Origin of the sequence: Lactococcus sp. EKM203L (genome assembly GCF_011800585.1) — a bacterium.
Lineage (GTDB): Bacteria > Bacillota > Bacilli > Lactobacillales > Streptococcaceae > Lactococcus > Lactococcus lactis.
Map to the genome: position 1 here is coordinate 351,547 of NZ_JAALEQ010000003.1, position 15,109 is coordinate 366,655.

Genomic DNA, 15,109 nt, shown 5'->3' on the forward strand with positions numbered 1-15,109 from the left:
TTTTTTCGTTTAAAAATGAGTAAAAGCTCCCAGAAACAATAAACTTAAATAAAATTCATCATTTTTAACCAGTCACCCTCACCTTTTATTTAACTGAGTTCACCTTCTTAGAAGTCAGTGAAAATAGACAAAATAGAATCTACACTACGCGTATAACCATATTTCTCTATCTACGCTGTCCATTCTCGCTAAACTGCTAAAGCAGTTAGTCGAAGTAGCAATTATCATAACTTCTGGACAGTCGAGCTCACACCTTATTATTTACGTTCGATTTCAACCATTTTGTAAACTTCAAATGTATCGTCAATTTCAACATCGTTGAAGTCTTCAACCATCAAACCACCTTCTTGAGCATTTCCGACTTCTTTAACGTCATCTTTGAAATGTTTAAGACTGGCAATAGCTCCATCATGAATCACGACACCTTCACGAATGACACGGACAGAAGCATCACGGGCAACTTTACCACGAATAACCATAAATCCGGCAATTGTACCAACTTTAGAAACGTTGAATGTTTCGCGAACAATTGCTTCACCAATGATTTCTTCTTTGAACTCAGGATCAAGCATTCCACGCATCGCTGTTTCAACTTCTTCAATTACTTTATAAATGATGCTGTGCAAACGAATATCAACTTCTTCTTGAGCCGCTTGTTCACGTGCAAGACCAGTTGGACGAACATTGAATCCAATGATAATCGCATTTGATGCTGCTGCAAGTGAAATATCAGACTCTGAAATTGCCCCAACAGCTGAATGGACGATATCTACTTTCACACCTTCAACTTCAATTTTTTGAAGTGAAGCAGCAAGCGCTTCTGCAGAACCTTGAACATCCGCTTTGATGATAATGTTAACAGATTTAGTTTGACCTTCTTTAAGAGTATCAAAGAGATTGTCCAAGTTAACACGGCGTGTATTTTGACGTTTGATCAATTGAGCACGTTTAGCACGTTCTTCCCCAGCCGCACGAGCTGCTTTTTCATCTTCAAATACTGCGAAGTGATCACCAGCTTGTGGTACGTCAGAAAGACCAGTTAATTCAATTGGAGTTGACGGACCAGCTTCTTTAATACGACGTCCGAGGTCATTTGTCATTGTACGAACACGACCATATGTGTTCCCGACAACAATTGGATCTTGAACATGAAGTGTTCCTTGTTGTACCAAGAGAGTTGCAATTGCCCCTTTACCTTGGTCAAGACGGGCTTCAACAACAGTACCAATGGCACGAACAGTTGGGTCCGCCTTAAGTTCTTGCACTTCTGCCACAAGAAGAACTGTATCTAACAATTCATCAAGATTTTGGTTAAATTTAGCCGAAATTTCAACGAATTCTGAACCATTTTCTGGATCCCAAGCGACTGGGAACACACCATGTTCAGTCAATTCTTGTGTTACACGTTGTGGATTGGCACCTGGTTTGTCAATTTTGTTGATTGCAACAATAATTGGCACACCAGCAGCTTTAGAGTGATTGATTGCTTCAATTGTTTGTGGCATTACACCATCATCAGCAGCAACTACAAGGATTGTAATATCTGTGACAGAAGCACCACGAGCACGCATAGAAGTGAAGGCTTCGTGACCTGGTGTATCAAGGAAAGTAATTTTCTTACCATTTGCTTTGATTTGGTAAGCCCCAATATGTTGAGTGATACCACCTGCTTCACCCTCAGTCACACGAGATTCACGGAAACGGTCAAGCAAAGTTGTTTTACCATGGTCAACGTGTCCCATAATTGTAACAACAGCTGGGCGTTCAACCATGTTTTCTTCTTTAAGATAACCATCTTCAACAAACAAACGTTCAATATCTGATTTATCTTCTTCAACTTTTTTGACTGGTGTTACACCATAATCCATGAGAATCAACTCAATTGTATCTTCATCAAGTGATTGGTTTTGATTGACCATTGTTCCCATCATGAAGAGTTTTTTGATAATTTCAGCTGGTTCGCGTTTGATTGATTTAGCAATATCTTGAACATTCATTCCTACTTCATATTCAAGACTTTCTGGTAATTCATGGAATTTACGTTGAGTTGCTGGAACACTTGAAGATTGGTTGTTTTGGTGACGACCACGACCACCTTTTTGATTCCAGTTTGAATTACGCGCATTACGAACTTGATTACGATTATCATTTACGCGAAGTGGACCACCTTTACGGTTACCATCTTTTGTATTATCGCGGTTATTATCAGATTTTTTACGGTCACGGTCACGACGGTTTGTTTTACCAGAAGTAGCTGGTGTAAACGAATCTGTTGCTGGTGCACTACCTGATGAAGCGAATTTGTCACGTTTTTGACCTTGATTTTGTCCTTGACCAGATGAACGGTTCTTATCATAATGGTTTCCACCTTGACCATTCCCATTTTGGTTAGGACGGCGATTATCATTACGATTATTTCGGTCATTACGATTTTTGTCGAATTTTTTCTTTTCAGGACGAGCTGCCGCTTGTTCTTTTTTGATATCTTCGGCACGTTTAATAACTTTGATTTGAATTCTTGGTTTTTGAGTCAATGATTTTTTCTTTTCTTCAGTAACAACTGGTTCTTTTTTATCAGCAACATTTTCTGGTTTTACTTCAGCTTTTGACGTTGCTGTGTTATCTTTTGTTTCTACTTTTTCAACTTTTGGCTCAGATTTAGCTTCAACTTTTGGTTCAGCTTTTTTAACTGGTTCACTAGCTTTAGGTTTTTCTGTAACAACAGGATGTTCAGTTGATGCAATTTCTACTTTTGCTGCTTTTTCAGCTTCTTCTTTAGCTTTAATTCTTGCTAAAATTGCTGGGTCCTCAACAACTGCCTTTCCAGCAAATGTGCGTGGATGGTCTTCCTTGTTTTTCTTTGCTGACTCAGCAGCTTTTGGTTGACTTTTTTTAACAGGTTTTTCAGCAACTTTAGCAGTTTGGTCAGTGCCTGTTTTTGCACTTTGAATGATTTTTTCTGCTTGTTCTGCTGTTACAGAACTTGAATGTGATTTCACTTCAAAACCGAGAGTTTGTGCTGCCGAAACAAGTTCAGCATTTGTTAATCCAGTTTCCTTAGCAATTTGGTTTATACGTTTTTTATCAGACAATCTTTGTCCTCCTTATATCATCAATTGTTCATGAGGCTCTCCATTTTCTTTGCAAATCCATCGTCCACAAGTGCAATAACCTTGCGATTTTGTCCTATGGCGTGCGATAATTCTATTTCTGTAAAGAGTGTTGAGACAGCAATCTCATAATAATTTGATTTATCAGTAATTCTTTTACTCAAATTTGCTGCGGCATCATTGGCAAGAAAAACTAATGTAGCTTTACTGCTTTGAATTGATTTAATCACCAATTCTTCACCACTAATAATTTTTCCAGCTCGTTTTGCAATTCCTAGTAAATTTGAAATTTGTTGTTTTTTATCCATCTTTAGTCGTAGTCCGGCGCTAAATCAGCGGAATAGGTTGCAGATTCAAGTTCTCGTCGAGCAACAAGGTGTTCAACATAAGTGATTAACTCATCATAGAACTCATCAGCAATTTTAGTTTGAAAAGCTCGGTCAAAAACACGTTTTTTCTTAGCTTCTCTTGCTTCTTTATTCAAAATAGCAATATAAGCTCCGCGTCCATGTGCTTTACCAGAAGGGTCAATTGAAATTTCTCCCTCTTTATTATAAGCAATCCGTAACAAATCCTTTTTGGGAAATTGTTCATTCGAGACTAAAGATTTTCTCATTGGAGTTTTTTTCTGTTTCATCGAAAATCCTCAAAATTTCTGTTGAAAAATGACTGACAGCCAATTTCTTGACCACTAGAATATCAGCCATTTTACTGACAGACCTATAAAAAGAAATTTTCAGCACCTTTATGCTTTTTCTAAAATATTATTTTCTGTCAGTAAATTTTCAAGCTTTTAAAATTTATTCTTCACTTTCGCTAACTTCAGGTGTTTCAACAACTTCTTCAACTACAAGAGTTTCGTCAACTTTAGTTGTTGGAATTTCTTCCCCATCTTCACCCACGAATTCATAATCATCCAGATTGAATTCATCAGCCGCTTTAATATCAATTTTACTGTTTGTAACATGTGCAGCAAGACGAACATTTTGACCACGTTTACCAATGGCAAGTGACAATTGGTCGCGCGCAACAACTGCTAAACTTGAACCGTCAGCAGTAATCAAAACTTGTTCAATACGAGCAGGTTTTAAAGCATTGGCAACAAGTGTCGCTTTATCTTCTGACCATTCAATGATATCCATTTTTTCACCCGCAAGTTCGCGAATGATTCCTTGGATACGTGAACCTTTAGCCCCAACCATTGTACCAATTGCATCAACATTTTCATCATGACTTTGAACGATGACTTTAGCACGGTCACCAGCATCACGAGCAATTGATTTGATTTCAACAGTTCCATCAAAAACTTCAGGAATTTCTTTTTCAAACATACGTTTGAGCATATCAGGCGCAGTACGTGAAATGAAGACACGAGTTCCTTTTGGAGTCAAGACAACATCAGTAACATAAACTTTTACACGGTCTCCCACATGGAAGTTTTCTTGTGGAATTTGGTCTTTCTTAGTCAAAAGAGCATCAACACGGCCAAGATTTACATAAACGGCACGAGCATCAACTTTTTCAACTGTTCCTTGGATGATTTCATCTTTGTAACGGCTATATTCGTTATAAATAATTGTGCGTTCTTCTTCACGCATTTTTTGCATGATAACTTGTTTAGCAGCTCCAGCAGCAGTACGAGCAAAATCTTTTGGTTTTTCTTCAAACATAATTTTGTCGCCAATTTCATAGTGAGGATTTAATTCATGCGCATCCTCAAGTGAAATTTCAAGACGACTATCGAAAACTTCATCCACGACTTCACGAGTCGAATAAACATTGAAGTTTCCTTTCTTTTCATCAAAGATAACTTTAACATTTTGTGCTTGACCATATTGACGCTTGTAAGCTGCTGTGATAGCTTGCTCAATCGCTTCAATAACAATCTCAGATTTGATTCCTTTTTGCTCTTCTAACATTGCAAAGGCGTTCAGCATTTCTTTGCTCATTTTTTTCTCTCTTTCTTTTTATAAGAAAATTTCATTTTTAATATAAGCTAAGTTCGACTACCTTGAATCAAGGAAGTTTTACATTTTCGCCTAACTCAAGGAAATCGAACTCAGCTTCTAATTATTGACTCTCTTTAGAAAAATCAATAAATCCTGTCATATCTTTAAAATTTAACCATCGTTTGTGCTTTTGCAACAGCAGATAAAGGAATTTCAATATTTTTATGACGGGTCTTATCCAAGACATCTACCACTAAAGTTTCTCCATCAAAGCTTACCAAATCACCAGTAATTTCTTTTTCATTATTGATTTTTTGATAAAGTTTAACGAAAATATACTCACCAACTGCACCCGCAAAATGCTCAGCTTTACGCAAAGGACGTTCAGCTCCTGGACTTGCAACCTCTAGTAGATAACCTTCTGTTGGAAACGGGTCTGGACTAATGGTATCAAGCAAAGGTGAAATGATTTCACTCAACTCAGCCGTCTCATCAATTTCGATTCCGCCTTCTTTATCCACCAGAATTGAAAGCATCATATCTCCACCAAATTTTTCCCATTCAACCGCAAACAGTTCAAAAGGTTGAGGAATATGAGGTCTAATGAAATCTTCTACAATTTTAACAACATCATTCATAGGCAATTCTCCTTTCATAAAATACAAAGTTAAAGTCAACTTCTATTTTAAAAACACAAGAGAAGGAGCGCCCTTACGAACGCTCCTTTCTAATAGTTTATTTATATTTATTATAACACGTTTCAAGTAAAAGTCAAGCACACATTTTATATTTTTTATTAAGCCATTTTCATTAGTCTAAAGCCAGTTTATCCTTGAAAAAGCCTATCTCGAAGAGTACAATAAAAATTGTTGTAAAAATTATCCGTAATTAACTTAGGGAGTTAACAAATATGAAAATTTACCTGCAATTATTAATCATTTTTGGCTTTTCTTTTATTGGAAATGTCATTTCAAACGTCTTTCGTTTACCAGTTCCAGGCTCTATTCTAGGAATGATACTACTTTTCCTCGCATTACAATTCAAAATTCTTGAATTTCGTCATGTTGATGAAGCCGGCAGCTTTCTTATCAATAATATGACCATTTTGTTTTTGCCAGCCGGTGTTGGAATTATGGCCAAATGGAATTTGATTAGCCACTTTTGGGCACAAATCCTCTTGATTGTTGTTGGAGCACTCATTATAAATATGCTCATCTTAGGAAAATTAGTTGAATGGATTAAAGTTAAATTTGAAGGCGATTATGTCGCTTTAAAACCAGATACTACCGTCACTTCTTCCACTGAAGACCAATAATTTGGAGCATATAAAATCATGAATATTATCACTACCGACCCTCTCTTTGGCTTTGTCCTTACCGTTCTTGTCTTTATGATTGGAGTACGAATTAATGAAAACTTTCGTAAGCCTTGGACAAACCCACTTCTTTTTGCGACTGTCGTAATAATCCTAATTCTCTCACTAGCTCATATCCCTTATAAAAACTATTATATCGGGGGTTCAATTATCAATGACCTTATTGGACCTAGTACCGTTGCTCTTGGAATTCCTCTCTATAAAACTTTCCACTTGATGAAACATCACGCGCGCTCAATTGTTAGCTCAATTGCTATTGCTGCTCTAGTCAACTGTATTTTTACCGCCCTTTGTGCTAAGTTTTTCAGCCTTAGTAAACTCGCTTCTCTTTCAATTTTCCCTAAATCAGTAACCACTGCAATGGCTATGGGAATTTCAGATAAAATGCATGGTGTTGAACAAATTACCGTTGTTGTCGTTGTTGCTACAGGAATCCTCACAAGCGTGCTGGGCGGCCCTCTCTTAAAACTCTTTAGAATTACTGACCCAGTTGCTCAAGGGATTGCCCTCGGAGGAACTGGACATGCTGTCGGAACCGGAACAGCGATTGAACTTGGAAAAACCCAAGGTGCAATGGCAGCTCTTAGTATCGGAGTGACTGGTATTATGTATGTGATATTTGCTCCAATCATTGCCAAAATCATTCTTGGCTATTAAAAACTCCTATATAAATAAATAAGGTTGAACATTTAATTGTCCAACCTTATTTATTTAGCTAAATTTAATCATTTTATTTAACTTCTTCTTTTTTTCTGCGTTTTTTTAAGCAGATAATAATCAGAAATAAGACAAAACCATAAGAAGTTAATAAAAGAGAACTAGCTACACCAGTTTTTGGTAATAATCCAAAAACTTTTTTTGATGAATCATCCTTACTTTTAGGAGCTTTAGGAACTTCAATTGGTTTAGGAGCAGGCTTAGGTTTGTTTAGAGGTCCGGTTTTTTCCTTATCAACACTAGATTTAGGATAAATATAAACTTCATTTAATCCTGAAACTGGAGCCTTGATTACCAAAGGTAAAGCTGCTTTCAGCAAACCTTTCTGAGGGTTAGTTTGTTCTTCAATCAAATAATAACCATCAGACACAGATAAACTAGCTACTCCATTAGAGTCAGTCGCCAAATCAGCAACCTCTTTTAAAACTGTATAACTTGATGGCGGTGGATTTATTGCCTTAAGTTCTGAACCATCCCCAGTAGGTGAAATTTCATAAACTAAATAATGAATTCCAGAAAGAACTGACAGTTCGTTTCCTAAATTATCCAAGGGAAGGTTATTAATCTGTAGTCCATCATTTGTCGTCTGATTCTCACTAAATCCTGTCGCTCCAGGGCTTAGCCCATATTTTACAATAATTAAGCGACTATCAGCAAAAGCTTTTTGACTGACAAGTCCCAAAAACAAAAGCAAAGTGACTATTAAGAACCCCATTAACTTGCTACTTTTTGTCAATTATCCCTCCCCCTTTCTTTAATTTATTAATATTCAAGCATTTAATATACTTTATATATCCCAATGCTTCTTCTGTTTTCAAAACATACTGCATTATTTTCTTATCACTAGTAAAAGCAGGCCCTAAGACAAGCGCATGTTTTTCATCCCCATAACCTTGTTTCTCATTAATATAATTTTGCCAGTTTTCCGTTTTATCTTTAAATATCCAGCGGGACAACTTTTTAATTCTTTTTAATCGATAAACATTTAAGAAAAGCTCTTCTGAGTTCAGCTTTTCTTTTTGAGCAAATTCATCTAACCACTGAAACACTAGTTTCTTAGAATCAGTTAAATAAAAACCTTCACCAAAATCTCCTACCAATTGTCCATCAGAAAGAACAGGTTTTTCAATTTTTCTAGCAGCAACATGATATAAGTTCCGCTTTCTCCCAAAAAGTAACCATAAAAGATAGACTAATCCAAGAAACATTAAGAAAGCAGACCCAAACATCACCCAAAAATTATAACCAAACTGATTGCGTTGAATATCTTCTTGTGGCGTAACCTTTGATAATGCTGTTCTTTCACCAGTAACTAGTAATCTTTTGTTATTAATACCTGTTGGATAACAAGTGACTAAAGTCACCAAATCTCGTCCTTTTTCAATACTCAAAGATGAAACTTGATTGGGAGCAACGATGCGAATATCATTAATCTTGTACTTTAGAGTGAGATTCAAAACATGAAGATAAAAGATATCACCATTTTTGAGTTTATCTAGATTAGTAAATAAAGTATCATTCACTCGCCCAGAATGAGCAGGTAAGACAGCATGACTATTGATTCCTCCAATTGGCAAAGAGGATTGAGGCACATGTCCAACCTTTAGTCCCAAAATTTTTTCAGAATCTCCATGATAGATTGGAATATCATTGACTTTAATCTGAGGAATCGTGATGAAACCCATCATTCCCATAGTATCAATTTTTAAGACATTGTTATAGTTAGGAATTGGCTTATTCCAAGCAATATGCTGACTTGCATCATAGATATATTCATTGTAAAGTTGCGCGTTATAAAGCTGTGCTTGACTAAGCAATTCCTTTACTTTAGCACTTCCTATATTTGAAAGATTTTCATCGTATTTCTGAACAGATTTGATATTTTGCTGTCCTGCCAAATAGTTAACAACAATCGGGTAGAACAACAATCCAATAGCAATTATCCCAAGAATAATACTCAGTAAATTTCGGAAACTGAAGCCCTTTTTACGGGAGGTTTTTGATTTTTTCTTTGCCATCATCCCCTCCTAATCTACAACATCAATTTGGCTAGTTTACCACTTCCATTAAAGATAAAGTTTTTTATTTCACAACTTCTTCTTCGTTATCTTTACGACGTTTAATAGCAAAAGCAATCACCCCTGAAACAGTTGCAATAGCAATGATTCCCGCTAAACCTTGTCCACCTGTAAATGGTAATGCAAATGGTTTATTATTGGTAATTGTAGTATCAGTAGCAGCTGGTGCTGTGCTTGCGGTGACGGCACCAGTCAGGTTAGCTGCTGTAGTAACACTAGGAAGTTGATAACCTGTTGGAGCGGCAACTTCGACAAGATAGTAATTCGTTGTGTTACTGCCATCTGTGTTATTATCAACCAAGTTCAAGCCGTTAAAGGTTGCAATCCCATCTTTACCCGTAGTGAATGTGACTGGTGCAGTTGCACTTGTATTTGCATTTCCTGAAGTATCCCCAGTGACAAAAGCCGCTTTACTTGAAGTTAGATTTGTTACTGTTCCACCTGAGGCTGAGTTATTAAAATAAGCTGCATTCGCTTCAACAAAATCTTGGGCATCCTCTTTATTATCAGCACGTACAACGGTAAAAGTTGCTCCTGCCAAAGCTGCATTAGTTGAAGCATCTGTTTTAGTCATTTCAAGACCACCCACATTAAGTGTTGATTTAACTGCAGTCGTCGTTGAAAGATCTGCTCCATAAGCGTTAGTGATTGTCGTAGTGGCTGAATCTGTCGCACTACCAATGGCGCTTTTAACCGTTGATGGAATGATAATATTCAAAGCACCATCTGCGTTGCCAAGCAAGCTTGCTGCGTGTTGTTGACCAGCCGTTGTCAAAGTAACCACGATTTTTCCATTGCCATCGTTTGTGATTGTATAGTCAGTTGTCGGAGTCAAAGTACCCACTTTTGTTCCACTTCCATTTGTAACATTTACAATCACCGTACTTACTGTTACTGTTGAGCTGTTGACCAGATTATTAGGCAATTGGTCGGTAACAATATATGTACCTGTGCCCCCTGTAGTCCCGTTTCCGTTGTTTGTTTGTGAAGAATCAAAAACTGTATTCACATTCCAATTCACAGTATTTCCAGCTGCCGCAGTTGTCGTATTTTGATTATCAGACCCATTTGTCCATGTTCCATTAGCCAGATTTTCATTTCCGGCATTGTTGTCCGTATTTGTGAGCGTTTGGTCAGAATTTCCCGTCGCATTTGGATTAGCAATTTGATTTGGTGTTTGACCATTGAAATTATCATCCGCATTTGTTGTCGCACTCGTTCCTAAACCTGCTGAACTTGACATATCTAGTTTTGGATAAACGTTAACAATACCCGCTTGGCTGTCTTCGTGGCTGACTTGGACGATAAAATCTCCAACAGTTGTAATCCCGTTGACTGTTGTCACTTGATGAAACAGATAATAACCATCGGTCAAGCCAGTGAAATCAGCAAGACCAGATGCATCTGTAGTGACTGGAGCTACAGAAGTTGTATCTGTAAATGAAGGATCAGTCACACCAGTCGGAACACCCGTCCCTACATATTTTGTTGCTGAAAAAGTCACATTTGCCATTGTGCTTGGAGTTGAACCTTCAAGAGTTGTTTGTTGGCTACCGTCGTTTTTGGTGCTTCCAGTATTTCCTGCTTGTCCTCCTGTTTGATTATTAGCAATCCCACTATCATTAACAGGATTGCCATCGGAATCTACAAGTCCGTTATTTTGCGTAGTATTTTGATTCCCAGCTGCTGATTGAGCATAGATAGCCACTTCGCCATTTGAGACTTGGTCCGCTACATTAGTTGTTTTCGCATTGACAGTTGCAAGTCCACTAAATCCTGCAAGAGTACTCAAAGCAAGTAAGCTAACGCTTGCCAAAGCAAAGTTTTTATTAAGTGAGTTAAGTTTCATTTGTTTATCTCCATTTTTATTTGATTGAGTTATGAGTAATTAAGTTAAAAATATACTCAAGCTTTTGGAACGGTCTTTTATTTTATGTGAAATAGGGATTTCTTAACTAGAATTTCCTCTTATTTTTTTTATCATTCGTTTGTCCCCTTTCGCTGTGCTTGTGCTAAATGAGTCCGATTTTTTGTATGGAATATTTTTGCGTAAGGACGAGTGTGTCGAGAAGTTAGGTAAATATTTGATCGTTTATTATCATTTTTTCCTAAAATCTCCTTGTTAATAACTTCAAGATCTATTTCTGCTTTACGTCGTTGACTAAAGTAGAATCCAAGTGCCCCAAAAGCCGCCAATCCTATCATCAAATATAGGAATTGATTACCAGCTCCACCTGCAAAAGGAAGTACAAAATTAGTAACTGTCAACTCTGTTGTTGATTTAACATAGTCGCTTGTGGTCGCTTGGCCAGAATTTATAAAATCGCCAACTGTATGTCCACCTGAAGCTGTAGTTGTTTGCCAATTTGTATAATCAACTAAACCTTGGGCAGTTAAAGCATAATAATTTTCTATATAGGCTCCTTCTTGAAGTTTATTTGTCGGTAGGGTGATATCAGAATTATTTATCCAAAGTATGTTCCCCGAGCTATCAGTGATAAGAACACCAATTGCATCTCCGTTAACTATTGGATTTGTTCCAATATTTTCTACTGAGCTTCCATCAGCATTACTGGCCCCTACTAGATCAGAAGATGGATTGTAAGAAGCGGCGCGTGGAATGATATGATGATTATTTGTTGTAATTGCTGTTGCATCTTGCACTTCTAGAGTAGTCTGACTTGTTACTGTATCATTTGCCAAACTTGTCGCATCTAATGTTTGCAAAAACTGTGATACTGTCCCACCAGAATGACTAGAAAGCCAGTTAGTATAGGCTTGAACACCAAGGTAATTGAGAGCATAGTAATTCTCGGTATAAGTTCCAATTGAAAGTTGCAGTGAATTTGTTGCATCACCCCAATAGTCTGTTTGTCCTCCAGTGATATTTACAATCGCGTTATAGCCATTGATTACATAACTTAAGCCATCATCGTCCGCACCATCTATATCGGTACTTGATGTAATTTCACTACTTGGAATATAATTTGTTGCAGGATTAACATGCTGACCTGAAGTGGAATTGCTTGTAATTGTAGTCTGGTCAACTGTCATCAACAAATGAACCAATTGTGTTCTATTACTCTTTGTCCCAGCTAAAACATAAGGATGAGCAGCTAATAAATCAGAAAAGGTTTTATAAGTTGTTGTTGGAGCTGAATTTGTGGCTGTAGTTGTTGTCCCCTCTTGATACTGATAGCCGGTAACGATATATTTAATACCTGTTGCACCATCAGTATATGTGACATTATCTGTTGTACTCAAAGTATTACCAGTAAGAGAATTCATATTATCAATGACTTGACTCTGATAATTAGTTGTTGTTGAACCTCCCAAAATTGAACCTACAGTTGGAGTAAAACCTCCTTGTGCAACATTTAGAGGATCATTATCAGGATTAGGGTCAATCGAAATAAACCAGGTTACATTTACAGTGTTAGGTGCCAATTGAATATAATACTGGTTACCAGTAGGTGCATAGACTTGTCCACTTGGCCAAGCGGCATTTGTTCCATTAGTTGTTGAGCTACTAATTAATGTACCTGATGCAGATGTTCCGGCATAAATAGCTGAGATGTAATAACCTGAAGGAATTTGTGGGCTAGTATTATATCCTGTCGGTGTAGTAACACTTCCTCCTGTTGTTCCAGTTGAAGTTAAAATTGCGGGAATTGCCGGAGTATTTAATGCTGTACTAGTGTATCCATAGGTGTAAGTTGCGGTTTGTGATACTGCAGTCAAAGTAACTGTATAAGTATTCAGGGTACTTGTAGCACCAACAGTCGGATTTTGGCTTGTAAAAGCAGCTAGGGTCGCTGCCGTTGTAGCACCGGAAACTGTTGTTGTCCCATTTGATATTTGCGTAATGTTGTAGCCTGTAGGAACAGCATTTGAAAGAGCTGTTGCATAGCTAGATAACAAAGTGGTGTTTGAAAAAGGGTTGTCGGTTACAACTGATGCGTCTGTTATACCAGTTGCTCCGTAAGCAATCTGATTTGGGAGATTTGCAAGGGTTGTTCCACTTGCCTTCGCCCAGTTGAATAAAACAGTTTGCTGACTTGGTGTATAGCTTACATTTAAGGCATTGGGGTTGGTTGTTCCTACAATAAAGTTAGAAACAGTTGTGGCTGAAGTATTCGTTGTGGATGCTGGGTTTGCTGCAAGAACTGTCGTTGTTGTTGCAGAATTAGCTTGATAACCTGTTGGAGCTGCTGGAACAACGTAGGTATAAGTATTATTATCTGGGCTTGTTGAACTTGGAGCAGTTAAAGCCGCACCAATCGTATCATTGACATTTGCCGTAATTGAACTTTGTGCCATAGATGGAATCGGCTGCCCTGTAACTTTATTGAGATAGTTTATAGGCACAGGTTCTGTTCCTTTTGAGCCAGTAATCGTTGCTCCATTTAAAGAAACAGAAAGATTACCATAATTCCCCCCTGTCCCGCCAACAAAACCAACTGTTAATGAATTTTGTAGATTAGTATGAGTTGTTAAGGTATAACCACCCGTTCCTCCATTGACAGCACTTGCTCCAATTAATGCGCCATTACTTGTTGTTTGAGCAATCAAATTAAATGTTAAAGTCCCTGAAGTATAGCCTGTGCTTGCAGTATTTGTTGCATCAGGAGTCCAAGTGACTGTAATAGGTTCTTGTACGGACGATGTAATAGGAGAGGCGACACCTAATGCATAGCTTGTGTCGGTTGCAAAGGTGTAGGCTGTCCCATTTTGAGTGTTGGTCACGGGACTATAGGGAGCAGCACTACCTAATGAAGGATAATTAGCAGCTTGTAAAGTTCCACTACTATCCGTATTGCGAATTGCCATTACAACTCCTGGACCATCTGTCCAACCATTTACAGTTGCAGATCCGTCAATTCCTGTCAACGAACCGGTTGAGACGTTGGATAAGTTAGAATAAAGATCGCGGCCGAGGAAAACTGTGTTAGGCAGACCTCTAATTCCAAGCCCATCATTTGTCGCCTGAGAAGATTGAGCATTTGCTGCTAACTGTGCCTTTGATGCCCCTGTTAAAATAACCCCGATGGCATCTCCTGATTTTGTGAAATCAGTCAGAGAACTTCCTGAATCAACTTTAATTGTTGACTTCAAGGTAAAACCTGTTGTTGCTGAAATAGCTGAAACTGATCCATTAAATATTCCTAAACCAACACTATTAGCTGTTGATGAAACAAGATTAATCCAATTACTTGCTACAACTGCTTTACCATATAAAGCATAGTTTGAAGAATTAGCAAATTCAGTTCCAGAGTAGGTATGTCCTCCTGTGTCATAACTTGTATTTCCTGGAACAAGTGTTCCGGATGAAACAGATGCTGCTTGCGCTTTCTCTGTTTTAGGTTGGAAAGCTAGGTTTCCAATAGGCAGTAGAGTTGAAGCTGTGAGAGTCAAAACGGTGGCACCATATAGCCATTTTTTCCCTGATTTCCAAGTACGAAAGCGAGTTGTTTTTACTTCATGACTGGTTGTATAACCTTTTTGATGCTTAGAACGATACATGCTTTATACCTCACTTTCTAGTTATTCATCTCTTACTGAGTAGAATTTCTTTTTTTACTGAGAAAACATCTCATTTCTTTTTGTCTTGACCTCATTTTAACATTGCATTTTTATTTCATCAAGTAAAACGAGAGCAAGCTTTTTAATGTAATTAAAAATTTTCTTGCAATGTAATATTGTTTTTTTTAGAACTAAATTTAAATTATCCTCTGACTCTTTGTAAAACAATGGCTTTTAAACCGCGTATTCTATAGACTTTAAAAATAAAATAAAAACCGTTCATTTAAAAGAACGGTTTTTATATGTCTTTTTCGCAAGTAATCTTTTCGTAATATTACTTTAACTATATTTTTTTAG

11 protein-coding genes are annotated in these 15,109 nt (G+C 37.4%); 2 read left to right on the plus strand and 9 right to left on the minus strand.

Annotation, left to right across the window (positions count from 1 at the left end; translation table 11 throughout):
• Positions 1 to 257 precede the first annotated feature (257 nt).
• The 5 genes from infB to rimP all read right to left on the minus strand — a co-directional run bounded on the left by infB (position 258) and on the right by rimP (position 5,697).
• Positions 258 to 3,092, minus strand: coding sequence for a translation initiation factor IF-2 (gene infB / locus HFD15_RS07495; protein WP_017864317.1), 2,835 nt, complete (start codon positions 3,090 to 3,092; stop codon positions 258 to 260).
• 20 nt (positions 3,093 to 3,112) lie between these two features.
• Entirely contained in the window at positions 3,113 to 3,418 is a 306-nt protein-coding gene (locus tag HFD15_RS07500) for a YlxQ-related RNA-binding protein (RefSeq protein ID WP_003132491.1), read from the minus strand.
• A gap of 2 nt (positions 3,419 to 3,420) precedes the next feature.
• Positions 3,421 to 3,747, minus strand: coding sequence for an RNase P modulator RnpM (gene rnpM / locus HFD15_RS07505; protein ID WP_003132489.1), 327 nt, complete (start codon positions 3,745 to 3,747; stop codon positions 3,421 to 3,423).
• Between the two features lie 163 nt (positions 3,748 to 3,910).
• Entirely contained in the window at positions 3,911 to 5,059 is a 1,149-nt protein-coding gene (nusA, locus tag HFD15_RS07510; RefSeq protein WP_023188867.1) for a transcription termination factor NusA, read from the minus strand.
• 164 nt (positions 5,060 to 5,223) lie between these two features.
• Positions 5,224 to 5,697 carry a ribosome maturation factor RimP gene (rimP, locus tag HFD15_RS07515; RefSeq protein WP_010905551.1) on the minus strand — a complete coding sequence of 158 codons (474 nt, stop codon included), beginning with the start codon at positions 5,695 to 5,697 and terminating at the stop codon, positions 5,224 to 5,226.
• Positions 5,698 to 5,969: 272 nt separating this feature from the next.
• Between rimP and HFD15_RS07520 the strand changes: the two genes are divergently transcribed.
• The gene (locus HFD15_RS07520) at positions 5,970 to 6,374 is read left to right on the plus strand and encodes a CidA/LrgA family protein (RefSeq protein WP_012897449.1); all 405 of its coding nucleotides are present in this window, start codon (positions 5,970 to 5,972) and stop codon (positions 6,372 to 6,374) included.
• Between the two features lie 18 nt (positions 6,375 to 6,392).
• Positions 6,393 to 7,091, plus strand: coding sequence for an LrgB family protein (locus HFD15_RS07525; RefSeq protein ID WP_003132485.1), 699 nt, complete (start codon positions 6,393 to 6,395; stop codon positions 7,089 to 7,091).
• 73 nt (positions 7,092 to 7,164) lie between these two features.
• Here HFD15_RS07525 and HFD15_RS07530 read toward each other — a convergent pair whose 3' ends face one another.
• From HFD15_RS07530 to HFD15_RS07545, 4 genes are all read right to left on the minus strand, one after another.
• Positions 7,165 to 7,887, minus strand: coding sequence for a pilin N-terminal domain-containing protein (locus HFD15_RS07530; RefSeq protein WP_167593357.1), 723 nt, complete (start codon positions 7,885 to 7,887; stop codon positions 7,165 to 7,167).
• Entirely contained in the window at positions 7,874 to 9,169 is a 1,296-nt protein-coding gene (locus tag HFD15_RS07535) for a class C sortase (RefSeq protein WP_238785320.1), read from the minus strand. Before HFD15_RS07535 ends, HFD15_RS07530 begins: the two co-directional genes overlap by 14 nt.
• Before the next feature lie 64 nt (positions 9,170 to 9,233).
• Entirely contained in the window at positions 9,234 to 11,078 is a 1,845-nt protein-coding gene (locus HFD15_RS07540; RefSeq protein ID WP_058212124.1) for a SpaH/EbpB family LPXTG-anchored major pilin, read from the minus strand.
• Positions 11,079 to 11,209: 131 nt separating this feature from the next.
• Entirely contained in the window at positions 11,210 to 14,752 is a 3,543-nt protein-coding gene (locus HFD15_RS07545) for a KxYKxGKxW signal peptide domain-containing protein (RefSeq protein ID WP_058208760.1), read from the minus strand.
• Positions 14,753 to 15,109: the final 357 nt, after the last annotated feature.